Raw genomic sequence first — 22,287 nt, 5'->3', positions numbered from 1 at the left:
CCCGACCTGGACTACTGTTCTGTCTTTCCATTGCGCCCTCCTGACCTCCATGCCTCCTCCTCCCCTTCTTGCCGGCATCCTCGTGGCCCTGATCTGGGGCATCCAGCCCGTCATTTCCCGTTACGGCTTCCAGCACGGCCTCACGCCCCAGGACGCCACCCTGGTGCGCTATCTCACCAGCGGCCTGTTGATGCTGCCCTATGTCTGGCGGCGCGGACTGGCCAAGGCCTGCGGCCTGCGCTGGCCGCGCGCGCTGGTGCTGTTCCTGCTCTCGGGCCCCTTGTTCAGCCTGGTGCTGGTGGGCGGGGTGAACTACGCGCCGGCCTCGCACGGCGCGCTGATCCATCCGGCGCTCACGCCGCTGTTCGGGATGGCGATCAGTCGTTTCGTGTTCCGCCGCGATGAGCGCTTTTCCCTGTGGGGGACAGTGCTGCTGGTGGGCGGCCTGCTGGTGGTGGGATTGCATGGCGTGATGGCCGGCGGCTCGCTCGCGCCGGAGGGCGCCTGGCGCGGCGACCTGCTGTTCGTGCTGTCAGCCTTCATGTGGGCCTGGTATCTGGTGCTCAACAAGACCTGGGGCCTGCCGCCGCTGGATGCGGTGGCGATGACCCAGGTGCTCTCGCTGGGCTGGGTGCTGGCGGTGCTTCCATGGCAAGGCCCGGAGACCTTTGCCAAGCCCTGGGCAGCGTTGGCGCTGCAGTCGCTCTATCACGGCGTGCTGGTCAGCATTGTCAGCGTGGCGCTGTTCAACTGGGTGGTGGCGCGCCTGGGCGTGAAGGCCATGATGCTCAATGCGCTCTCGCCGCTGTTCGGCGTGCTGGCTTCGGCCTGGGCGCTGCGGGAGCCGCTGCCGCCGTCCATGCTGGCTGGCGCGGCCGCCATCATGGCGGGCCTGGCGCTGTCGCTGCGCCGGCCCAGCGGCAGCCCCGCTGCGGTGCTCAGCGCGCGCGACGAAAAGTCAGGTTGTAGCGGCAGGCTCCAGTGAGCGGATGCTCTGCCTGCCGCACCGTATCGACACCATGGAAAGCCAACCGCGCCGGTCCGCCCCAGACCACCACGTCACCACTGTCCAGGCGCATGCGTTGCGCCTTGTCGCTGCGCTCCATGCCGCCAAACAGGAAGGTGGCCGGCAAACCCAGCGACACCGAGACAATGGGCTGGGTCATGTCGATTTCATTGCGGTCCTGGTGCAGCGACATCTTGGCGCCGGGTTCATAGCGGTTGACCAGGCAGGCGTCCGGCACGAACGCCGCAAAACCGGCCGCCTCTGCGGCGCGTCCGGCCAAGGCCAGGAAAGACGCGGGCATGGGCGGCCAGTCGCGCTCGCTCAAGGGGTCCAGCGACTGGTAGCGATAGCCACGCCGGTCCGTCACCCAACCGTACTGCCCGCAATTGCTCATGGCCACCGACATGCGAAAACCGCCCGGCGTCTGCATGTGCCGCAGGGGCGACTGGGCCAGCACGGTGGCGATATCCCGCATCAGTTGCGCGGCCTCGCTGGCATCGACAAAGGCGCGCAGCAAGAGCGCGCCCTCGGTGATGCGTTCCACCGCGGGCGTGCGTTCCAGGCCGGCGAACAGATCGCCAGTCACGACCGCCCCGCCGTGCGCGGCGGCGGCGCATCGATGAAGCGGCTGACCTCGTCCAGCGTGGGGGCGATGAACCGCAGCGGACGCGCCAGGCTGCCCACCAGCGAGGCGTGGGAGGTATTGTCGAAATAGGTCTCCACCACCGGCACCCCGTGCTGGCGCAGCAAGGCGGCCAGGCCACCGGTGTTGCGGGTGGCCGAGACCAGCTTGTCCTGGTGCGAGGCGATCAGCAGTGCTGGCGGCGCGCTGGCCTGGACGTGGCGCACCGGCTGCGAATCGGGGGGCGAGTCGGGGAAATGGAATACCGGTTTCACATCCGGGTTTTCGATGGGCAGGAAGTCATAAGGGCCGGCCAGCCCTATCCAGCCGCGCAGTTGCGCCGGTGTCGCGCCAGCGGCGTCCAGCCAGCGCGCATCCAGCGCCATCATGGCGGCATTGTAGGCGCCGGCGCTGTGTCCCATGACGAAGACCCGCTGCGGATCTCCGCCCAGCGCCTGCAGCGAGCGCAGGGTCCAGGCCACGGCCTGGGCGCTGTCCTGGAGGAAATCGGGGTAGCTGACTTCAGGATAGAGGCGGTAGTCCGGCAGCACGGCGATGACCCCGCGGGAGGCCAAGGCTTCACCGACGAAGGCATAGTCCTTGCGGCTGCCCTGGTTCCAACTGCCGCCATAGAAGAACACCACCACCGGCCGCCCCTGCGGCGGCGCGCTGGCCGTGTCGGCGGGGCGATAGATATCCAGCTGCTGGCGTGCATTGTCGCTGCCGGCATAGGCCACGCCTTCGGTCTTGAGGTAGGTCGAGGCGGGCGTAACGGCATTGATGGCCGTCAGCGGCGAACAGGCGATGAGGCTGCCCAGCAGTGCGGTAGCGCCAGCCAGGACGAGTGCGGCCTTGCCAGGAACAGGCATGCGCGGCTCCGGTAATGAGGGAACAGCTATTGTAGCCGCGCCTGCGCGCCGCTTCAGGCGCCCTCCCGGTTTGCCGCTTCGCGCGCCAGCAGCGCGGCCTTGCGCTGTATGCCCCAGCGGTAGCCGGAGGGCGAGCCATCCAGGCGCACGATGCGGTGACAGGGAATGAGCACGGCGATCTCGTTGTTGGCGCAGGCATTGGCCACGGCCCGCACGGCCGCCGGTTGTCCCAGCCGCGCGGCCAGTTCGGAATAGGTCAAGGTGACGCCCGGCGGAATGCTGCGCAAGGCTTGCCAGACCCGCTGCTGGAACGCCGTACCCCGCACGTCCAGCGGCAGCGCCGCCCCTTGCCGAGGGTCTTCCAGCGCCGCCAGCACCTGCGCCAGCGTGCGTTCGAAGTCGGCGTCGCCGGGCGCCAGGTCGGCCTGCGGAAAACGGTCCTGCAACTGACGTACCAACACATCGGCGTCTTCGCCCAGCGTGACGGCGCAGATGCCCTGCCCGGTCGCGGCCACCAGCAAGGCTCCCAGCCAGCACTGCGCCACTGCGAAGCGGATGCGCTCGCCGCTGCCGCCGCGCCGGTAGGCGGTCGGTTTCATACCCAGTTGGGCGTCGCTGTGGGCGTAGAAGCGCCCGCTGGAATTGAAGCCGGCTTCGTAGAGCGCCTCGGTCACGCTGCTGCCCTGGCCAAGCTGGGCGCGCAGGCGCTGGCCGCGATGGGCATCGGCGTAGGCCTTGGGGGTGACGCCGGTATGGGCCTTGAAGATCCGATGGAAGTGATAGCGGCTCAGGCCCACCGCCTCGGCCAGGGCGGCGGTGTCCGGTGCGGTCTCGGCGGCTTCGATCAGGCGGCAGGCCTGCGCCACGGCCTCGGCCTGGCGCTGCGCCAGCGGCGGCAGGTCGGGCCGGCAGCGCTGGCAGGGACGAAATCCGGCCGCCTCGGCCGCGGCGCAGCTGGCGTGGAAGGCGACGTTCTTGCGCAAGGGCGTGCGCGCCCCACAGGAAGGCCTGCAATAGACGCCGGTGGTCTTCACCGAATACCAGAACTGCCCGTCAGCGGCCTGGTCGCGCTGCTGCACGGCGCGCCAGCGGGCAAGATCGGTGGAGTCGATGGGCTCGCTGGATGCGGCGGGATCGTTGGGAAGCTCGGGCAAGGTCGGCATGATGCGCTCAAGGCGATGGCAATGTCCGGATTCTAGGTCGCACAGCAAGCGGACGCACTCCGCCGCTTGCTTTCGAATCCGCTGCGCCGGCCTACTGTGAGAAGCGGATGCGCTGGCGCGACTTGACCGGCTGCATCACGTGTTCCAGCGGCAGTTCATGCGACTGCTTGACCTTCTTGAGGGTGATGTTGGATTTGACATTGGTCACGCCCGGCAGACGCAGCAGGCGCGTCATCATGAATTCGGAAAACGCCGCCAGGTCGGGGGCGACGATGCGCAGGATATAATCGCCCTCTCCCGTGACCGAAAAGCACTCGGTCACCTCGGGCATGGTCTCGACGGCCTTCTCGAAGAGCTCGCCGCGGGTCTCGCCCTGGCGATCCAGCGTCACGGTGGTGAAGGCCGTCACGCCCAAGCCGACCACGGCCGGGTCCAGCACGGCGGTGTAGCGTTCGATGACGTGGGCTTCTTCCAGGCGCTGCACGCGGCGGCTGATCTGCGAGGTCGACAAGTGGACCTTCTGGCCCAGGGCGCTATTGGTGATATGGCCGTCGCGCTGCAGCTCGGTCAGCAGCGCGAGGTCATAGCGGTCCACGTTGATGATGCTCATTTATCTCTCCAATTTGCTTATTTAAGAATTATTTGTGCATATTACCTAGTTTATCGCGCAAAAAACAATCACATATTGCGCTTTTTACGCAATAAACTCCTCGCATAGGCCGCGCTTGCCGGCCGCACCCGATACGAGGAGACACAGATGGGCCACACCGAGACCAATTTCGCCCCCGCCGCCAGCGGCGACCTGTTCGACAATCCCATGGGCACCGACGGATTCGAATTCGTCGAATACACCGCTGCCGACCCTGCCGCCATCGCCCGCGTGCTGGAACTGATGGGCTTTACCGCGGTGGCGCGGCACCGCTCCAAGAACGTCACCCTGTACCGCCAAGGCCAAGTCAACTTCATCCTCAACGGCGAACCCGGCAGCAATGCCGCCGCCTTCGCCCAGGTGCATGGCGCCTCGGTGAACGCCATGGCCTTCCGGGTCAAGGATGCCGCCCAGGTCTACAAGCGTGCGCTGGAACTGGGCGCGGAAGGCGTCGAGGCCAAGCTGGGGCCGATGGAACTGAATATTCCCGCCATTCGCGGCATCGGCGGTTCGCTGCTGTACCTGGTGGACCGCTATGGCGAGAATGGCTCCATCTATGACGTCGACTTCCAGTTCTTCCCCGGTGTGGAGCGCAACCCCAAGGGCGTGGGCCTGACCTATATCGATCACCTGACCCACAACGTCATGCGCGGCGCGATGGATACCTGGTCGTCGTTCTACACCCGCCTGTTCAATTTCCGCGAGATCAAGTATTTCGACATCGAAGGCAAGGTCACCGGCCTGCGCTCGCGCGCCATGACCAGCCCGTGCGGCAAGATCCGCATTCCCATCAACGAGAGCGCCGACGACAAGTCGCAGATCGAAGAATTCATCAAGCAATACAACGGTGAAGGCATCCAGCACATCGCCCTGGGCACTGACGACATCTACCAGACCGTGCGCGCCCTGCGCGAGCGTGGCGTGCCGCTGCAGGACACCATCTCCACCTACTACGACCTGGTCGAACGCCGCATCCCCGGCCATGGCGAAGACCTGGACGCCCTGCGCGAACTGAAGATCCTGATCGATGGCGCGCCCACGGCCGGCCAGGGCCTGCTGCTGCAGATCTTTACCCAGAACCTGATCGGCCCGGTGTTCTACGAGATCATCCAGCGCAAGGGCAATGACGGCTTCGGCGAAGGCAATTTCAAGGCGCTCTTCGAATCCATCGAACTGGACCAGATGCGCCGCGGCGTGATCTGAATCCCGCTGCCCACCTGGACGGCGAGGCGGAGCCCGCATCAAGGCGGCTCCGCCTTTTTTCTTTTGCGGCTCAAGCTTTGCCCCAGGCTGCCGTAAAACATGCAGGCAATCCCATCTCACTAGCGCCTCGTCAGGGGCTGGAGTCCGCATGTACGTCGCTCAGGCAAGGCAAGACGCTGTCCCGGCAGCCGCAGGCACCGACACACTGGATCCCGATCCGGCCGAACTGATCGCGCAACTGAGCCATCGCATCCTGATCCTGCAACAGCAGGCGCAGTCGCTGGCGCGCTTCCCCGCCAACAAGGATGGCAAGCAGCAGCGTCAGTTGCTGCAGCAGCAGATCCGCAATCTCTACCAGCAATTGTTCGTCCTGGAACAGCAGCAGGCGCAGCAGCGCAGGCGCAGCGACAACTATCTCAGCATGGCGTTATCGATGGCCGCCCACGCCGCGCACCATCACGCTCATGGCGTGGCGCTGGCGCCGTCGGTTTGAACCGGTCTGCGCTGGCTTAAGCCTGCTTGGGGCGCATCAACAAGCTCCGCTCGCCCTGCCCCCCACGAAAAACACCCCAACGTTGGAATCGGCATCCAACTGTTGGGGGACGGTTCACTGCCAAGGCTTTTTGCATCATCGGGACCTCGGTCCCGAGCCCTGCGCATCAAAGACTGAGATCAGGAAGCGGAGGATCACGGTAGGTCTCATCGATCGTGATGTTCTCTTTCTTCAGCGTCTCCTCTGCGGCCTGGCGCGACTTCGCAAGTTGCGGCAGCACGGCAGGCAACTCGGTCTTCCAGTGCAAGCGTTTGGTGGGGCCAACCACGGAACGCCATTTTTCATTGTCCGATTTCAATGCGTATTCGACAAAGTAGGCGCCCGGCTTGGTCACGTCGGTCTTGCTGGGATCACGGGTGATACTGACATCCAGGTAGGCATGATCGGAGTACAGGCTCCATGTAGCCCTGGTATCGAGCGTCATCCATTGCTCTAGCGACAAGACATAGTCGGGATCGAGGCTATAGATGGGATTTTCTTTCTGGCGATAGTCCAGGGCCTGCTTGCCTTTGAGTCGAGGTTCGCTCAAGCGGATCGCGCGCACCCAACCGGCATTACGCAGTGATTGCAACAGGCCAAAGAATCTTTTCCTGGCATCGTCATGCGCAATCACGTCCGCTTCTGTGATGCCGGCATTGATGTTCCAGTTGATAATGTTCTCGGAGGCAAAATTGGGATCGTCATTGCCTGTCGCACTCAAGATATAGGGCAGCGTGACATTATGCGCGCTGGTGGCAAGCACTACGCTTCCATTGGGGACGGATCCCCAGTCAGCGGCATAGAATTGGATCCCTTGCGGATACTTCGTTATTTCGAACTGATCAGGGTACTTCTTTACCAGGTCCACGCCCGATTGATTGACGCGGATTTCAACAGGTGCGGTCATTTCCTTTGCGCTTCCTGGCAGGCGATCCCGGCAACCAGACAATGACGCCAGGAAGAAAAAGAACAGAACGAATTTATTTCTGCAAAGGAAGCGCACGGTATTCCCGCCCCTTGGTCACGGAATGATCGCCCCCCGCCAGAGCACCTAGCGAAACGCCGAAATCGGCGTCAGCTTCTTGTCGCGGGGAATATTGAACTTGGTCTTGGGACCAAACCACTTGGTCCACAGGGCGTCGATTTCCCCGTCCTTTTCCAGCGCGGCCAGCGCCGCATTGACGGCGTCGCGCAGCCGGCGCTCGCCCTTCTTCACGCCCAGCGCGGTCGGCTCCCATGACAGCGCCCCCTCGACGAACTTGAAGCGCCCAGCCGATTCATTGACGAAACGGATGCCCGAAGGCATGGAAATGGCCAGGCCGTCGGCGCGGCCCTGGGCCAGCGCCAGGAAAGCCTGCGGCGTATCGGCAAAGGTCTGCAGCATGGCCTTGGGCAGCACACGGCGCACTGCCTGTTCCGGGGTCGAGCTGCGATTGGCGCTGATGCGCTTGTCAGCCAGGTCTGAGATCAGGTTCAGGCCGGAGTCGGATTGCACGATCAGCTTGATCGGATTCTGGTAATGCGAGGCGGTGAAGTCGATCTGGCGCGCACGCTCGCGGGTATAGCCCAGCGCTGCCGAGACCAGGTCGGCCTGGCCCTCGATGAGGGCCGGCAAGCGTCCTTCCACTGTCACGCTCTTCTGCTCCATCTGCACGCCCAGCCTGCGCGCCACGGCGGCGCACATGTCCACGTCGAAACCGACCACCTGGCGACTCTGCGGATCAGGAAAACCGAGCGGCTCGTTATTGGCCAGCGTCGCGCAGACCAGGGTGCCGCGTGCCTGGATCTCGGCCAGGCGATCGGCTTGGGCCAGGCCAGGGAAAAGCGCGGCACAGGCCACCAGGAGGCTGCCCTTGCCCATGCGTTTGATGTACTGCGAAATCTTTTTCATGCGCTTTTTCATGCTTTTCCTCGTCGAGTGGCGAGGATAGCCCGAAACAATCCTTACTGTCACGAATGGCCAAGGTGAACAACAAATCAGCAGCCAGAAAAAAACCGCCCGGTTTGCACCGGGCGGCTTCTCCAACAAGATTCCCTCAGTGACGGCCAGGCGACCCCATCAGGCCACCCTGCGCGCGCGCCGCCGACGCCACAAGACCCACGCCAGCAGCGCCACCAGCAGGCCCGCCAGCGCCATCCCTGCGCGGGCCAGCCACAACAGCGGCGAGGCCGCGCCGCCAGCGCGCAGCGTCGCCACCCGCTGGGTGGTCACGCTGACCTTGCTGCCGCCGATATCCTGCAACAGGTAGTTGGTGACCGCAGCCACCTGCTCGTCGTTGAGCGTATGGGCAAAGCCGATCATGCCCTGTCCATGCTCGGGCAATACCCCTTCCAGGATGGCCATGACCACATTGTCACCATTGGGCTGGCGCAACACCGGGTGCGACTGCAGTGGCGGCAGGCCGTTCAGGCCCTGGCCGGCGGTGTTGTGGCAGGACGCGCAATTGTTCATGTAGACGCGCGCTCCCGGGCTCAGCGCGGCCAGCGCCTGCGGCGTGTCGTCCCCCTGCACCGGCGTCAGGCCGGCGGGCGGCTTGTTGACAGCCGGTGCTGCGGTCGCTGCCGTCGGTGGCAACAGGTAGCTGGCCATCGCCTCCAGGTCTTCGCGGCGCAGGCGCGAGAAACTCATCTCGATGGCTTCCAGCATCGGGCCGGCCGCCGTCGCACCGTTGGCGGCGTGGCCGCTGGCCAGGTAGTCGGCCAGCATCTCGCGCGTCCATGCCGGCTTGGCCTGCAAGGCGGCGGGCGTGATGTCGGGCGCATACCAGGTACCCAGCGAGCCGCCTTGCAGACGGCGCTCCAGTTGCTCGGCCATCAGGAAGTTGCGCGGCGTGTGGCAGGTGCTGCAATGGGCCAGGCCCTGCACCAGATACGCACCGCGATTCCACTGCGCCGATTGCGAGGGATCGGGCTCAAACGGTTTCTTGTCCAGGAACAGCCAGTTCCACGCCTTCATCGACAGACGGATGTTGAACGGGAACGGCAAGTCCGTCGCCGGCGCCGCCTGGTCCACGGCGGCCACGCCCTGCATGAAGTAGGTGTAGAGCGCCGTGACATCCTCGTCATTCAAGCGCGCATAGGCCGTATAGGGCATGGCCGGATAGAGCTGGCTGCCATCGGCGCGTACGCCCTGGCGCAGGGCGGCGGCGAACTGGTCGCGGGTGTAGCTGCCGATGCCTGCGGTCTTGGAGGGCGTGATGTTGGTGCTGTAGATCGTCCCCAAGGGACTGCTGATCGGATGGCCGCCGCTGAAAGGCGCACGCCCTTTCTGGCTGTGGCAGGCGGCGCAGTCACCGGCAATGGCCAGGTACTCGCCGCGCTTGATCAGTTGTCCCTCATCGGCTGCGTGAGCCAGATGGGACATGCCCGCCGCGCCCAGCAGGGCAACCAGGGCCAGCAGGCGCTTGAACGGCTTACGCATGACGGCTCTCCTCGATGATCTTGTCGGCCGTGCGCAAGGCCAGCGCCATCGCCGTCAGGGTGACGTTGCAGGTGCCCACGGTGGGCATGACGCCAGTGCCGACCATGAAGAGGTTCTCGTGGTCATGCGCGCGGCCCCAGGCGTCGGTGACGCTGGTGGCCGGGTCCAGGCCCATGGAGAGCGTACCGGTGATGTGCTGGCGATTGGAGAAGGCCCCGCTCTTGCTGTGCTTGATATTGGTCGCGCCCAGCTTGGCGGCGATGGCGTCGTAGCAGGCGCGGGTCTGCTCGGTTCCCTTGATGACGTAGTCGTCCACGTTCCAGTACAGGGCCGGCACGGGCAGGCCGAGTTCATCCTTCTTGTCGCCCAGGGTGACGCGGTTGTTACGGTCCGGCAGTTGTTCCAGCGCATTCTTGATGCTCAGGCGACGCGCCGCGCGGAACAGGATCTGCTCTTCCAGGCGCTTGCCGAAATAGCCCTCGGCCACCACTTCCTTGGTCACCGCAGCGACCTGGGAGGCATTGGAGATATCGATGCGGAATGGCGCGTGCTCGGCGCGGAAGTCGCCATCGCGGAACTGGCCGATGGAACAGGGACTGACCGGGCCACGGCCCGGCCAGATTTCTTCATCCACATCGAAGCTCACGCCGATGGCCGGGTGGTCGCACAGGTTGCGGCCGACGTTGTCGCGCGCATTGGCAATGCCCTGCGGGAACCTGTCGCTGATCGACATGAGCAGCAGCTTGGGGGTTTCGATGGCGTTGGCCGCCAGCACGAAGGTCTGCGCCGTGATGCGATGGCTGACCTTGTTCCAGTCATAGTAGTGGGCGGCAGCGATGCGGCCCTTCTCATCATGCTCGAGGCGATAGACCACGGCCTCGGTGATGACCTTCACGCCGCTGTCTTCGGCCTGCTGGGCCGCCAGTCCGCCATGGTATTGCGCATCGATGGGACACAGCGGCATGCAATTGTTGTTGCCGCAGCAAGCCGGGCGGCCATCATAGTTGCGGCTGTTGCGACCGGTGCTGTCGTCCAGCACCGTGAACTCCGGCGCCAGGCGAGCCGTGACGCGTTGCTGCAGCCAGGAGGCCGGCACCCGCTCCATGGGGAAGGGATGCTTGCGCGGCGAACCACTCTCGGGCGAACCGCCGACGCCGGCGATGACCTCGGCCTGGTAGTAGTAATCTTCCAGGTCGTCATAGCTGATGGGCCAATCCTTGCCCACGCCATAGAGGCTGTGCTGGCGGAAGTCATTGGGCACGTAGCGCCACAATTGCGCCGCCCAGTGCCAGCTGGTGCCGCCGAACATGCGGATGTACTGGGCATTGAAGGCGTGCGGCCCCTTCTGCTGCAGGTAGCCATTGGGCTCGGGGGTATAGCGCGGATGCGGCGCCAGCGGCGAATACGGATACGGCGCCATGAAGTCGGACTTGAAGGCCGAACTGCGGAAGCGCTCTACCAGTTGGTCACGGCCCATGCGGGGACCGGATTCCAGCAACAGCACCGACTTGCCGGTCTTGGCCAGGCGCGTGGCCAGCAAGGCGCCGGTCACGCCGGCGCCGATCACCACCACATCGGCGGAATTGAGATTACTCATGGATGTCGCTCTCGCAAATCAGGGCTGGCGCGACCAGCTGCCACAGGGGCCATAGGAAAAACTGGGCGGCACCAGCTTGCCGCTCACCAGGGTGTTGGAGAGCGTATTGAGGTAGGTGACATACTGGGCTTGCTTGCCCTTGCCCACCACGCCCTCGTACCAGGCGCCCAGGATCACCCGGGCCAGCTTTTCGCTGTCGCCATGCTCGGCGGGAAAGGCCAGGCGCTCAGCCTGCAGCAGCGCCGGCTGGGCTTGCAGCAGCCCTTTGAGGGCTGGCAGGCGACTGGCCAGGTCTTTCTCGGTCTTGCCCAGGGCCAGCAGCAAGGCCGCGCCCAGCCTGGGGCTCAGATCCTTGCGTTCAGTCAGTTGTTGGGAAACCTGAATGAAATCATCCAGCGGGGCCGTCGTCGCATTGTTTTGCGCGGTGACCAGTCTTGGCAGGGCCCCGAACAGGCCGGCGGCACTTGCCCCCGTCATCAGGCCCACCACTTTGAGTACCCGGCGGCGTGAGGTGTGCGTCATTATGTCTTCCAGGAAAATGGCCCGCAGGTACGCAGAGCGTACCGCGCCGTCGCGCCGGGGCCAGGATGGGCGCACATTCTACGCACTTTCGCATTGATCTGCAGCAGAGCTTGTGCGGCCGCGCTTGCGCTTCCTGGAAGCCCATCTGAAAACAACACGGCCCGGTCACTTGCATGACCAGGCCGTGGCGCAGGACTTGCGTCCCGAAGATTCCTCTGTGCTCAGCCGTGGCCGAGGTAAGCCTTGCGCACGTCGCTGTTAGCCAGCAGGTTGGCGCCCGTATCGGATATGACCACATGTCCGTTTTCCAGTACATAGCCACGGTCGACCACACCCAGCGTTGGTTCATCCGGCGGTAGACGCGGCTTGCTCCACAGGGCAAGACCGATGGGCCTGAACCGCACAGCCGACAATCCCATTCCAACCTTAATCCGAGAACCCCTGCCACACCGTTGCCCAATCCACCTTCCTGCGCAATCCCCACCAAGGCAGATAGGCGTTACCCTCACCGCGCGCCCGGAACCAGTCCTTGTCCGGGTTGAAGACCCGCGCACGCGAAGGCGGCGTCACCACTACGGCTGTCGCTTTGTCTTCTTCTGTAGTGCCTGCCACCAGCACGGGCTTGCCTTTCTGGTGGCTCCAGGCAATCGCCAGGGCCAGGTTGGTCACCGCCGTGCCCGCACGCATGTCACCCAGTAGCTTGGGCGTGTTGAAGGTCTGCTGCACGAAGTCCAGCTCGGGCATGGTCAAGGTCAACGCCTCACCTAGCGTGCCGATGCGTTTGCCGCTGGTGTCATTGCCGTGGCCGGCGTCGTGGATGACGTAGCCGATGTCGGCGGGCTTGACTTCGGCCTGGTCGGCAGCGGAACGGATGGCGGCATTCCAGGCATGGCCTCGGCGGGACATCCCCTCGGGAACTTCACCATCGGCCAACTGGCGTACTGCAGGACGAGCGATCCAGGCCAGGGGTTCCCGCTGCGTGTCGAAATGCGGACCAGCCAGGACCAGCAAGGTGCAGTTCTCCGTCATCAGGCCATAATCCGGAAACTGGGGGGAGTCCCAGTTCATGACCCAGACGGACTTCTCCGGATTGGCCTGCAGGTAGTCCAGCGCGGCGGACAGGGACGTGAAGCCGGCACTGGCGCCGCCTGTGGTGATACTTACATCGGCGGGAATGTTGCCGGTGGAAAGTTCTGCGTCGTAGAACTCGAATTCGGCATTCATGGTCTTGCGAATGATCTCGGCAGCTAGTTCAGGCGGCAGTACCGGCGTCTCGGGAATGGCAAATTCAATATGAATGCCGTGTAGTTCGCGCCATCGCTTCCGGTCTCGCGGTTGAATCGTGTAGAAGTAGCCTCCGTGCATGGCGTAGCGGCGACCGATCGGCTGCAAGATCTTTTCCATATAGCGTTCGAGATAGTAGGGAAAAGCGCTCGTGCCATCTGGATACATCACAGTCCTTTTCCAATTTATCTTGATGGGTGAGATCGGTTGGACTGTAGAAAACACCTTGGGATCTCGCTTCAGTTCATCATCGTTCTTGTTCGGTTTGGCCAGCCCGAGTACCCAAAGCAATTGCCATTCCGTCGTATAGTCTCGGCGCATCAACGGATTGAGCCATTGCACTCCCACTACTTGCGCCTTGAAGGGACGGGCAGGCTCGTCAGGCTGGCCCGTCATGCTCTTGCCGGACGCACCCTGAAGTGGGGACCACGAGCATGCAGTAGTTAGCGACAGTACCGCGATCATGAGCAGTGCGGGCATTCCCAACAGTCTTGACATCAGTTCCTCCGTTGACCAAAAGCGGGGATGAATTTGGTCCAGGTGATACATCCAGAATAGGTTTAGAAACATAGCGATAGCCGCAGCGAAGAAGGAGAGTGCAACGCGACGGCTTCGGGTTGCAACGAGGAACTTCATGGCTCCCCCCCTACAGCGGGCGCCGCCCAGTCGCGTTGATCAATCACAGTATCCGGCTTGGCGGCCTCTCCAGCTCCAATCCATTCATGTAGGGGCTGGCCATTCATCCTGCCCGTTTTGAAATACTCGGCCAGATATTGATTTGAAGAGTTGATCTCCGATTCCTCTACATACCTCCAATCAGCCTCCACCCGCAACTCATGGAGATCGTCTTCACTCAACGTGCATACCCCCACCGCCACATCGTACGCAGCGGCCCTGCGCGCATGCTCCGGATTGGTCACGATCGTGGAGTGATCAGTGGCGTTCTGGTCCACTCCGTCAACGAGAAACCGGCTGATCTGCTGATTGCGCCACTGCCGGTAGCTGTCACTGGCCTCATCCGGCTTGTCCTCCCCGATCACCTGGCCGTCGGCGTCAGCCAGCCCGGTGCGTCTGGCCTGCATGCGCAGTCTGGCCCGGTCCTCATAGCGCAATTGCGCTTCGGATGAAGCATCGCCCATGGGAGCATCAGTGGCCGAGCCATCTTGGCTGGTGCGCGTGGAGTGCTGGTCATAGGGATCGTCCGGCCGCTTTTGCTCCTCGCGCTTGGCGACATCGCGGGCATTACCGGACGGGTCGAGCCCTTCGTCGAATCCGTCCATTTGCTGCCCATAACGATAGGCCCGGGGCAGGAACGGATTTGGCAACGCCGGAGCGTTGACAGGAATGCTCCAGTGCTTGGGCGCGTCGGCATTGACTGATACCTTGAGCAAGGCGACCGGGGCCAGAAACGGAGTGCTTAATGCGGTCGCGATCTTGCCGATGATGCCCTGATTGGAAGTCAAGCCCTGGCGGATCGAATAGCGGGCGGTGGGCGACGGAGGATGCCAGAAGCCATCCTTGCCGGCGCCGGCGTCCTTGTTCCAGCGGTCTTCCCAGTAGCGATAGGATTGGCCCGGCGCCTGCCCTACTGCATACCCATGCGCAAACACCCGCTGCGCAAACACACCCTCCCCCTGAGTGGCCTGGATCTCCTCCTGACTCATCCCGCGCCAGCCTATGCCTTGCACCGTACTGGCGGAAATCACCTGATCGTGCGGATTGCAATACAACGTCACCCGACCGAAGGTATTGCCATTGAGTCCATGGCGCTGGCGGTCATCGGCAGAGGTGAAAGGCTGCCCCTGACGCGGTGCGGCGTTGGCCATCTCCTTGTCGATACGGTCATCGGGATGGGCGGCGGCGGCACGCTGGCGCAGCAGGGTGAAAAAATTCTTGAGGGTTTCGGTGCGTGCGGCGCTGCTCTGCCGTCCTGCCGCACCGCGGGCGTCGCGGCTGCCGCGCTGGACCCAGCTTTCCATCATGTTGTCCGGGACCAGGCTCAGGGGAGGATTGCACAGCAGGTAGCTATCGGCCTGAACACCCAGCCGATCTGCCAGGAATGCTGCGGCCAGGCCCACCATGTTGCCCTGGCTGTGGCACATCACGGTGACCGGGCAATCCTGCTGGCGCTCGCGAATCGACTTGATCAGGCGCGCCAGGCGCAAGGCGGCGTGGACATAGTAGGCCCGGTGCGGGCAGGTGTAGACGTCGCGTCCCGGTACCGGGTTGAGATGCTGGGCCGTGAGCCAGAGGAACAGGCGATCGTTGAGCCCCTCGCTCCAGAGATCGGCGACGGCGGAACACCCGTTGGCAAAGGGGCCGCCGCCCCAGTAATCCTGTTCGTTGAGCCAGACATTGGGACCATAGAGCCGCAGGTCTTTCTTACTGGCCTTGTAGCCCCAGCGGAAGCGGATCACCGGCGACCAATGGGGCTGCGGTGCGAGGAAATTGCTAGCACTACGCATGGGGGCCAGGAAGCCTTCACTGGTCAATTCCGGCGTGTACTTTGCCGCCATCAAGCGACCGGAGGTCGGGCCGCTGAAGGCCATCTGTTCCGGCTGTCTGGCCAGCCTGTCGTTGAGTCCTTCGCACAGCCCCTCTTCGGTGCTGTCGTACCACTCGCCGTCGGAATTGACGCCATGCACCAGGATGATCACGCCTGGCAGTGGCAAGGTCTTATAGAAACGCGCCTCGCTGTGATCGGGTAGCAAGGTGAAACCACCGCCGCCGACGACACGGTCGGGTTTCTTGGTCGCAGAAATCGATGCGGGATTGGACATGGAAAAAAGCGATGCTGTAAAACCAAACATCCTATCCAATGAACCGACGCGCTGATTTAGCAGACTTTCGAGAAAGACGGAGCAATTTGCATCTTTGCGACTAGCTCACTTGCGCCGTTTTTCGACTTTTTGAACGACACACGGTGAAACAAAAATGCCGTTCAGCGTTAGCTGAACGGCATTACATCTCCTACCTACCGAGTCCTGTCAGCTTCGCATTTCCAGCCTCAGCCGTGGCCGAGGTAAGCCTTGCGCACGTCGCTGTTAGCCAGCAGGTTGGCGCCCGTATCGGACATGACCACATGTCCGTTTTCCAGCACATAGCCACGGTCGGCCACACCCAGCGCCTTGTTGGCGTTCTGCTCGACCAGGAACACCGTCACGCCGCTCTCGCGGATGGTGCGGATGATGTCGAAGATCTGCGCAATCACCAGCGGAGCCAGGCCCAGGGTGGGCTCATCGAGCAGCAGCAGGCGCGGCTTGCTCATCAGGGCGCGACCGATGGCCAGCATCTGCTGCTCGCCGCCGGACATGGTGCCGGCGCGCTGGGCCGCCCGTTCCTTCAGGCGCGGGAACAGGCCGAAGACATACTCGATGCCCTGCTCGATGGCCTCATTGCTGGCAAAGAAGGCGCCCATCTTGAGGTTTTCCAGCACGGTCAGGCTGGGAAAGACGCGCCGGCCTTCCGGCGAAATCGCCAGGCCGCGGCGCATGATCTCGTGGGTCTGCAACTGGGTAATATCCTGGCCCTCGAAGATCACCCGGCCACTGGAGGCTCGCGGACGGCCGCACAGCGTCATCAGCAGCGTGGTCTTGCCCGCGCCATTCGCGCCGATGAGCGTGACGATCTCGCCCTTCTCCACATTCAGCGATACGCCGTGCAGCGCCTCGATGGCGCCATAGTGGGTATGCACCTTGTCAAACTGCAGCATCATTCTTCTCCCAGGTAGGCCTTGATCACACGCTCGTCACTGCGCACCTGTTCCGGTGTGCCGGTGACGATGGGCTTGCCATGCTCCATGACCAGGATACGGTCGGAGATGCCCATGATGAGGCTCATGTCGTGTTCGATCAGCAGCACGGCCACGCCGTGTTCGCGGCGCAGGCGGTCGATCAGTTGCGACAGCTCCTGCTTTTCCTGCGGGTTCAGGCCGGCCGCCGGTTCATCCAGCAGCAACAGGCGCGGCTTGGTGATCATGCAGCGAGCGATTTCCACGCGCCGTTGCAGGCCATACGACAAGGTGCCAGCCTCACGGTTGGCCAGCGCCGTCAGGCCCAGCTGGTCCAGCCAGTAGGCGGCGCGCTGCAGCGCTTCTTGCTCGGACTTGCGATAGGCCGGCGTCTTCAGCAGACCCGACAGCAGGTTGGTGTTGACTTGCTGGTGTTGCGCCACCAGCAGGTTTTCCACCACGGTCATGGACTTGAACAGGCGGATGTTCTGGAAGGTGCGCACCAGGCCCTGCTGCGCCACCTGGTGGCTGGGCTGGCGGGCAATGGAGGCGCCATCGAGCATGATCTCGCCCGAGGTCGGCCGGTAGAAGCCGCTGATGCAGTTGAAGACGGTGGTCTTGCCGGCGCCGTTGGGGCCGATGATGGCGAAGACTTCGCGCTCCTGCACGGCCAGGGAAACGCCATCCACGGCCAAGAGGCCGCCAAAGCGCATCGACAGGTTGGACACTTCCAGCATGGTTTTCACGGATGCATTCATTGCGGCAGCTCCACGTGCGGACGGGTTGCGGGGAGCAGTCCTTGCGGACGCCACATCATCATCAGCACCATCACCAGACCGAAGATGAGCATGCGGTACTCGGCAAAGCTGCGCGCCAGTTCCGGCAGCACGGTCAGGAGGATGGCGGCCAGGATCACGCCCAGCTGCGAGCCCATGCCGCCGAGCACGACGATGGCCAGGATCAGGGCGGACTCGATGAAGGTAAAGGATTCCGGCGTCACCAGACCCTGGCGGGCGGCGAAGAAGGAACCGGCCAGGCCGGCGAAGGCGGCGCCCAGCGTAAAGGCGGAGAGCTTGACCTTGGTCGGGTTGATGCCCAGCGAGCGGCAGGCGATCTCGTCTTCGCGCAGCGCTTCCCAGGCGCGGCCCATGGGCATGCGCAGCAGGCGGCTGGTGACGAAGTAGGTGAACAGCACCATCAGCAAGGCCAGGAAGTACAGGAAGATCACCATGTGCCCGCCCTGGTAGGACAGGCCGAACAACTGGTGGAAGGTAGTGCCGCCCTCGGTCACGGGATTACGCGCCATCACCAGCCCGAACACGGTCGGCTTGGGAATGCCGGACACACCATCGGGACCGCCGGTGATGCTGGTCATGTTGTTGAGCAGCAGGCGGATGATTTCACCGAAGCCCAGCGTGACGATGGCCAGGTAGTCGCCGCGCAGGCGCAGCACCGGGAAACCCAGCAGGAAGCCGAACAGCGCCGAGGCCGCCGCAGCCAGGGGCACGCATTCCCAGAACGTCAGGCCGAAATACTGGTTGCACAGTGCATAGGTATAGGCGCCCACGGCGTAGAAGCCCACATAGCCCAGGTCCAGCAGGCCGGCAAAGCCCACCACGATGTTCAGCCCCAGGCCCAGCACCACGTAGATCAGCGCCAGGGTCATCACGTCCACATAGCCGCGCGAACCGAAGAAGGGCCACACCAGCGCGGCCATCAACAGGATCATCACGGCGGCGCGCTGCTGGCGCGGCTGCATGCGCGGCAGAGCAGGCAGCTTGATGCCAGCGCTCGAACGCGACAGCACCGGCTTGGCCAGCTGGAACAGGAACACGGCCAGCACCGCCACCAGCACCGGCGTCCAGTGGGTATTGAGGACCACTCGGTAACCTTCCAGCTGCAACTGCATGCCCAGCAGCGGGATGGTCAATACGGCAGTCACCAGGGCCGCCGTCACGGCATTCTTGAAAGTCTCAGGCATCACGCCTCCTTGAATAATTCGTTGTCCGTCTTGCGTCGCAGTGCCGCCACGCTCAGACCTTTTCCACGTCCGGCTTGCCCAGCAAGCCCGTGGGACGGAACAGCAGGATCAGCACCAGGAGGCCAAAGGACACCACGTCCTTGTACTCCGAGGGCAGGTAGCCTGCGGCGAAGGTCTCGGCCAGGCCCAGCAGCACACCGCCCAGCATGGCGCCGGGAATGCTGCCGATCCCGCCCAGCACCGCTGCCGTAAAGGCCTTGATGCCAGCGATGAAGCCGATATAGGGATTGAGCTTGCCGATGGTCAGGGCGATGAGCACGCCGCCAACAGCGGCCAGCATCGCGCCCAAGACGAAGGTGAAGGAAATCACCTTGTTGGTATCGATGCCCAGGAGGTTGGCCATGCCCATGTCTTCGGCGCAGGCGCGGCAGGCGCGGCCCATGCGCGAGCGCGCGATGAACAGCGTCAAGGCCACCATCAGCACCAGCGTCACGCCCACGATGACCATGCGCGAGTAGGGAATGGTGACGGTGAAGTCGCTGCCCATCTGGAATTCCAGCGCGCCCGAGATCAGCACCGGCACCGACATGTCGCGTGCGCCCTGGCCGATCTGCACATAGTTCTGCAGGAAGATGGACATGCCGATGGCCGAGATCAGCGGCACCAGGCGCGGACCGCCGCGCAGCGGGCGGTAGGCCACACGCTCGACGGTCCAGCCGTACAGGCCCGTGACCAGCACCGAGACAATCAGCGCGCCGCCCAGCAGCAGCGGCAAGGGATAGCCCGACTGCACGCCGATGGCCGTCAGGGTCACCAGGCCGACGTAGGAGGCGATCATGTAGATCTCGCCATGGGCGAAGTTGATCATGCCGATGATGCCGTAGACCATGGTGTAGCCGATGGCGATCAAGGCATAGATCGCGCCCAGCGAGAGCCCGTTGACGAGCTGCTGGGTCAGTTGAGGGAGCAATTCATTCATGAGGGGGTACCAGATGTGGAAATGCCCCATCCGGACTGCAATGGGGCATTTCGTGGTTGACGTCAGGTCAGACGGTCATGCCAACGATTCGGTGCGAATCACTTGGCCTCGGTCTTGCTGGCGTCCTTGTGCCAGGTGAAGACGACGAACTTGAACGACTTCAGGTCGCCCTTCTTGTCGTATTCGACGTTGCCGATCGGGGTCTTGAAGCTGTTGGCGTGGATGTAGGCCGCCACCTTTTCCGGATCGGTGGACTTGGCGCCAGCGATGGCGTCGGCGATGATCTTCACGCCCGAGTAGGCCGGCATCTGGAACGGACCGTTGGGATCGCGCTTGGCGGCAGCGAAGGCCTTGACCAGCGCAGCGTTGGCCGGATCGGCGGCGAAGTCGGCCGGCAGGGTCACCAGCATGCCTTCGGAGGCCGGGCCGGCGATGGCGGTAATGTCCTTGTTGCCCACGCCTTCCGGACCCATGAACACGGCCTTGATGCCTTGCTCACGCGCCTGGCGCATGATCAGGCCCATTTCCGGGTGGTAGCCGCCGAAGTAGACGAAGTCCACGCCCTGCGACTTCAACTTGGTGACAATGGCCGAGTAGTCGCTGTCGCCGGCATTGATGCCTTCGAACACCACCACCGGCACCTTGGCTGCATCCAGCGCCGCCTTCACGGAGCTGGCCACGCCCTGGCCGTAGGACTGCTTGTCGTGCAGCACGGCCACCTTCTTGGGCTTGAGCTTCTCGATGACGTAGCGGGCCGCGGCCGGACCTTGCTGGTCATCACGGCCGATGGTGCGGAAGATGAACTTGTGCGGCTTGGCTTCGGTCAGTTGCGGAGCGGTGGCCGAGGGGGTGATCATCACCACGCCTTCGTTTTCATAGATGTCGGAGGCCGGGATGGTCGAGCCGGAGCAGACGTGACCGATCACGTACTTGATGCCCTGGCTGACGATCTTGTTGGCCACGGCCACGGCTTGCTTGGGTTCGCAGGCGTCGTCCATCATCACGGCTTCGAACTTGTTGCCGTTGGCGCCGCCAGCAGCGTTGATCTGTTCGATGGCGGTCAGGGCGCCGGCCTTGACCATGTCGCCGTACTGGGCGACGGCGCCGGTCATCGGGCCAGCGATCGCGATCTTGACGGTCTCGGCATGCGCCACGCCAGCAAAGGCGGCGAAGGTGGCGGCGGCCAGGGCGATCTTGGTCAGACGGCTTGCGAATTTCATCGTGTTTTCCTCCAGGCTGTATTCGATTCAAGGAGCGCCGCAACCCGACGGAGAGGGCCGGCGCGCGTTGGGTCCCGGTTCTCTGACCCCGATTTTTTTCGGGCCCGGCCGGGACATGGGGGCAGAGTGTAACACCACCGTCATAGAGGACAACTTTTTTTTGAGAATTCCACCTGCCACGTCATTTTTGCACTGTCAAATTCGATTTCCCGCACATTTCATGCCGGTTTTCTCGATTTTTGAAAAATCCCCCTGACTTCGCACTGCAACATGACAGGTCCCAGCGAAATCCCCGCAATCCCGCTGCCGGCCTGGCTTTGCGCCGGATCAGCCGGTTCCGGTGGCAAGCCTGGCCTGCCCCCATTTACAATAGCCGCCTGTCATCGTCCTGCCCCGAGGGGCGATGGCGCTCCTGCAACACGAGACCTGCTTCATGCCTTTGTTCCCGCTCACCGCTCTCCGCTCGCTCCTGCCCGCCGCCCTGGCCGCGGCCGCCCTGGCGCTGTGCCTGGCCGCCCCGCTGCCGGCCCGCGCCGCCGAGGTCAAACAGTACCAGTATCACCAGGTCTTCATCAGTACCTGCCGCGCCGATCCGCGCACCGACACCATCCGCATGTACTGGAAGGATGCCAACGGCGTGCCGCTGGCCAATTTCCTGCGGCTCGACGCCCATCTGCGCAGCCAGGGCCAGGACATGGTCTGCGCCACCAATGCCGGCATCTACGACAAGCAATTGCAGCCGCTGGGGCTGTATGTCGAGAATGGCGTGCAGCTGCGCAAGCTCAACACCCGCCAGAACGCCTACGGCAATTTCTATCTGCAACCCAATGGTGTGTTCGTGCTGGGGGACCGCCAGGCCTACATCGTGGAAACCTCGGACTATGCTGCCGAGGGCAGCCTCTGGAATACGGTGGCGCGCTTTGCCACCCAGTCAGGTCCGCTGATGCTGGTGGAGGGCAAGATCAACCACCGCTTCGATCCGGACTCGGTCAACATGGTGGTGCGCAATGCGGTGTGCCTGGATCACGCCGGCGTGGTCACGCTGGCCATTGCGCGCAACCCCATCAGTTTCTTCGACTTCGCCACCTTCTTGCGCGACGAGCTCAAGTGCAGTGATGCGCTCTACCTGGACGGCAGCATCTCGCGCATGTATCCCACTTTGGAAGCCAACATGGGGCCGGCCTTTGGCGCCATGATCGCCGTGGTCAGGACGCACGGCGCCAAGTAGGACCGGTCGCGCGCGATGAACGAAAAAAAGCCCGCAGCAAAGAACTGCGGGCAAGTTCCCTATCAAGAGGGAGGTTGAAGGAACAGTTCAACCACCTGTAGGAGTAAAGCCCCGCAAAAAAAGTTCGTAAAGTTTTTGCATGCTTTTTCCCCTGCGTTTTCACGCTCGCCACGCTAGAGCTTGTCGCCATTCGGCGACGCCTTCCCACCAAAAGAAAACGCCGCGACAGGGAGCTGTCGCGGCGCATGCAGTGCTGTTCCCACTGCGGGTGATAGGGTCGG

At 63.5% G+C, this 22,287-nt stretch carries 21 protein-coding genes; 4 read left to right on the top strand and 17 right to left on the bottom strand.

What is annotated here, in order from left to right; all coding sequences use genetic code 11:
• The first annotated feature begins 49 nt into the window (after positions 1-49).
• Entirely contained in the window at positions 50-985 is a 936-nt protein-coding gene (locus ACP92_RS08325; RefSeq protein WP_156181762.1) for a DMT family transporter, read from the top strand.
• Here ACP92_RS08325 and alkB read toward each other — a convergent pair.
• From alkB to ACP92_RS08305, 4 genes are all read right to left on the bottom strand, one after another.
• The gene (gene alkB, locus ACP92_RS08320) at positions 939-1,592 is read right to left on the bottom strand and encodes a DNA oxidative demethylase AlkB (RefSeq protein WP_013233693.1); all 654 of its coding nucleotides are present in this window, start codon (positions 1,590-1,592) and stop codon (positions 939-941) included. The two genes, ACP92_RS08325 and alkB, sit on opposite strands and share 47 nt — an antisense overlap.
• Positions 1,589-2,497, bottom strand: a complete 909-nt coding sequence (locus ACP92_RS08315; protein ID WP_013233692.1) for an alpha/beta hydrolase — start codon at positions 2,495-2,497, stop codon at positions 1,589-1,591. Before ACP92_RS08315 ends, alkB begins: the two co-directional genes overlap by 4 nt.
• Before the next feature lie 53 nt (positions 2,498-2,550).
• The gene (gene ada / locus ACP92_RS08310; RefSeq protein ID WP_013233691.1) at positions 2,551-3,660 is read right to left on the bottom strand and encodes a bifunctional DNA-binding transcriptional regulator/O6-methylguanine-DNA methyltransferase Ada; all 1,110 of its coding nucleotides are present in this window, start codon (positions 3,658-3,660) and stop codon (positions 2,551-2,553) included.
• Between the two features lie 91 nt (positions 3,661-3,751).
• Positions 3,752-4,270, bottom strand: a complete 519-nt coding sequence (locus ACP92_RS08305) for an Lrp/AsnC family transcriptional regulator (protein WP_013233690.1) — start codon at positions 4,268-4,270, stop codon at positions 3,752-3,754.
• A 147-nt stretch (positions 4,271-4,417) separates the two neighbouring features.
• Between ACP92_RS08305 and hppD the strand changes: the two genes are divergently transcribed.
• Together hppD and ACP92_RS08295 are read left to right on the top strand one after the other, a co-directional pair.
• Positions 4,418-5,512 carry a 4-hydroxyphenylpyruvate dioxygenase gene (hppD, locus tag ACP92_RS08300; RefSeq protein WP_013233689.1) on the top strand — a complete coding sequence of 365 codons (1,095 nt, stop codon included), beginning with the start codon at positions 4,418-4,420 and terminating at the stop codon, positions 5,510-5,512.
• Positions 5,513-5,660: 148 nt separating this feature from the next.
• Positions 5,661-6,005, top strand: a complete 345-nt coding sequence (locus tag ACP92_RS08295; RefSeq protein ID WP_013233688.1) for a FlxA-like family protein — start codon at positions 5,661-5,663, stop codon at positions 6,003-6,005.
• Between the two features lie 166 nt (positions 6,006-6,171).
• Here ACP92_RS08295 and ACP92_RS08290 read toward each other — a convergent pair whose 3' ends face one another.
• From ACP92_RS08290 to ACP92_RS08235, 13 genes are all read right to left on the bottom strand, one after another.
• The gene (locus ACP92_RS08290) at positions 6,172-6,951 is read right to left on the bottom strand and encodes a hypothetical protein (protein WP_013233687.1); all 780 of its coding nucleotides are present in this window, start codon (positions 6,949-6,951) and stop codon (positions 6,172-6,174) included.
• 144 nt (positions 6,952-7,095) lie between these two features.
• Entirely contained in the window at positions 7,096-7,935 is an 840-nt protein-coding gene (locus tag ACP92_RS08285; RefSeq protein WP_013233686.1) for an ABC transporter substrate-binding protein, read from the bottom strand.
• Between the two features lie 168 nt (positions 7,936-8,103).
• Positions 8,104-9,465: a cytochrome c gene (locus ACP92_RS08280; RefSeq protein WP_013233685.1), complete on the bottom strand. Its 1,362-nt coding sequence runs from the start codon at positions 9,463-9,465 to the stop codon at positions 8,104-8,106.
• A complete protein-coding gene (locus tag ACP92_RS08275) occupies positions 9,458-11,062 on the bottom strand; it encodes a GMC family oxidoreductase (RefSeq protein WP_013233684.1) in 1,605 nt (534 codons plus the stop codon). The genes ACP92_RS08280 and ACP92_RS08275 overlap by 8 nt, the downstream gene beginning before the upstream one ends.
• Positions 11,063-11,080: 18 nt before the next feature.
• Entirely contained in the window at positions 11,081-11,584 is a 504-nt protein-coding gene (locus ACP92_RS08270) for a sorbitol dehydrogenase family protein (RefSeq protein ID WP_013233683.1), read from the bottom strand.
• Positions 11,585-11,805: 221 nt separating this feature from the next.
• Positions 11,806-11,988 carry a hypothetical protein gene (locus ACP92_RS24235; protein ID WP_414091946.1) on the bottom strand — a complete coding sequence of 61 codons (183 nt, stop codon included), beginning with the start codon at positions 11,986-11,988 and terminating at the stop codon, positions 11,806-11,808.
• 22 nt (positions 11,989-12,010) lie between these two features.
• Positions 12,011-13,504, bottom strand: coding sequence for a hypothetical protein (locus tag ACP92_RS08265; protein WP_013233681.1), 1,494 nt, complete (start codon positions 13,502-13,504; stop codon positions 12,011-12,013).
• The gene (locus tag ACP92_RS08260) at positions 13,501-15,648 is read right to left on the bottom strand and encodes a T6SS effector phospholipase Tle3 domain-containing protein (RefSeq protein WP_013233680.1); all 2,148 of its coding nucleotides are present in this window, start codon (positions 15,646-15,648) and stop codon (positions 13,501-13,503) included. Before ACP92_RS08260 ends, ACP92_RS08265 begins: the two co-directional genes overlap by 4 nt.
• Positions 15,649-15,875: 227 nt before the next feature.
• Positions 15,876-16,580: an ABC transporter ATP-binding protein gene (locus tag ACP92_RS08255; RefSeq protein ID WP_041310469.1), complete on the bottom strand. Its 705-nt coding sequence runs from the start codon at positions 16,578-16,580 to the stop codon at positions 15,876-15,878.
• Entirely contained in the window at positions 16,580-17,356 is a 777-nt protein-coding gene (gene livG, locus ACP92_RS08250) for a high-affinity branched-chain amino acid ABC transporter ATP-binding protein LivG (RefSeq protein ID WP_013233678.1), read from the bottom strand. The genes ACP92_RS08255 and livG overlap by 1 nt, the downstream gene beginning before the upstream one ends.
• Positions 17,353-18,579, bottom strand: a complete 1,227-nt coding sequence (locus tag ACP92_RS08245) for a high-affinity branched-chain amino acid ABC transporter permease LivM (protein WP_013233677.1) — start codon at positions 18,577-18,579, stop codon at positions 17,353-17,355. Before ACP92_RS08245 ends, livG begins: the two co-directional genes overlap by 4 nt.
• A 52-nt stretch (positions 18,580-18,631) precedes the next feature.
• Positions 18,632-19,558 (bottom strand): high-affinity branched-chain amino acid ABC transporter permease LivH, encoded by a 927-nt coding sequence (gene livH, locus ACP92_RS08240; protein ID WP_013233676.1) that lies wholly within the window; start codon positions 19,556-19,558, stop codon positions 18,632-18,634.
• Positions 19,559-19,656: 98 nt separating this feature from the next.
• A complete protein-coding gene (locus ACP92_RS08235) occupies positions 19,657-20,778 on the bottom strand; it encodes a branched-chain amino acid ABC transporter substrate-binding protein (RefSeq protein ID WP_013233675.1) in 1,122 nt (373 codons plus the stop codon).
• Positions 20,779-21,181: 403 nt separating this feature from the next.
• On the opposite strand from ACP92_RS08235, the gene ACP92_RS08230 reads away from it, so the two are divergent.
• Positions 21,182-22,006, top strand: a complete 825-nt coding sequence (locus ACP92_RS08230; protein ID WP_013233674.1) for a phosphodiester glycosidase family protein — start codon at positions 21,182-21,184, stop codon at positions 22,004-22,006.
• Positions 22,007-22,287: the final 281 nt, after the last annotated feature.

The organism is Herbaspirillum seropedicae (assembly GCF_001040945.1).
GTDB lineage: Bacteria > Pseudomonadota > Gammaproteobacteria > Burkholderiales > Burkholderiaceae_D > Herbaspirillum > Herbaspirillum seropedicae.
Note: the sequence above shows the minus strand (reverse complement) of the source record. Positions and strands in the feature narration are given on the sequence as shown.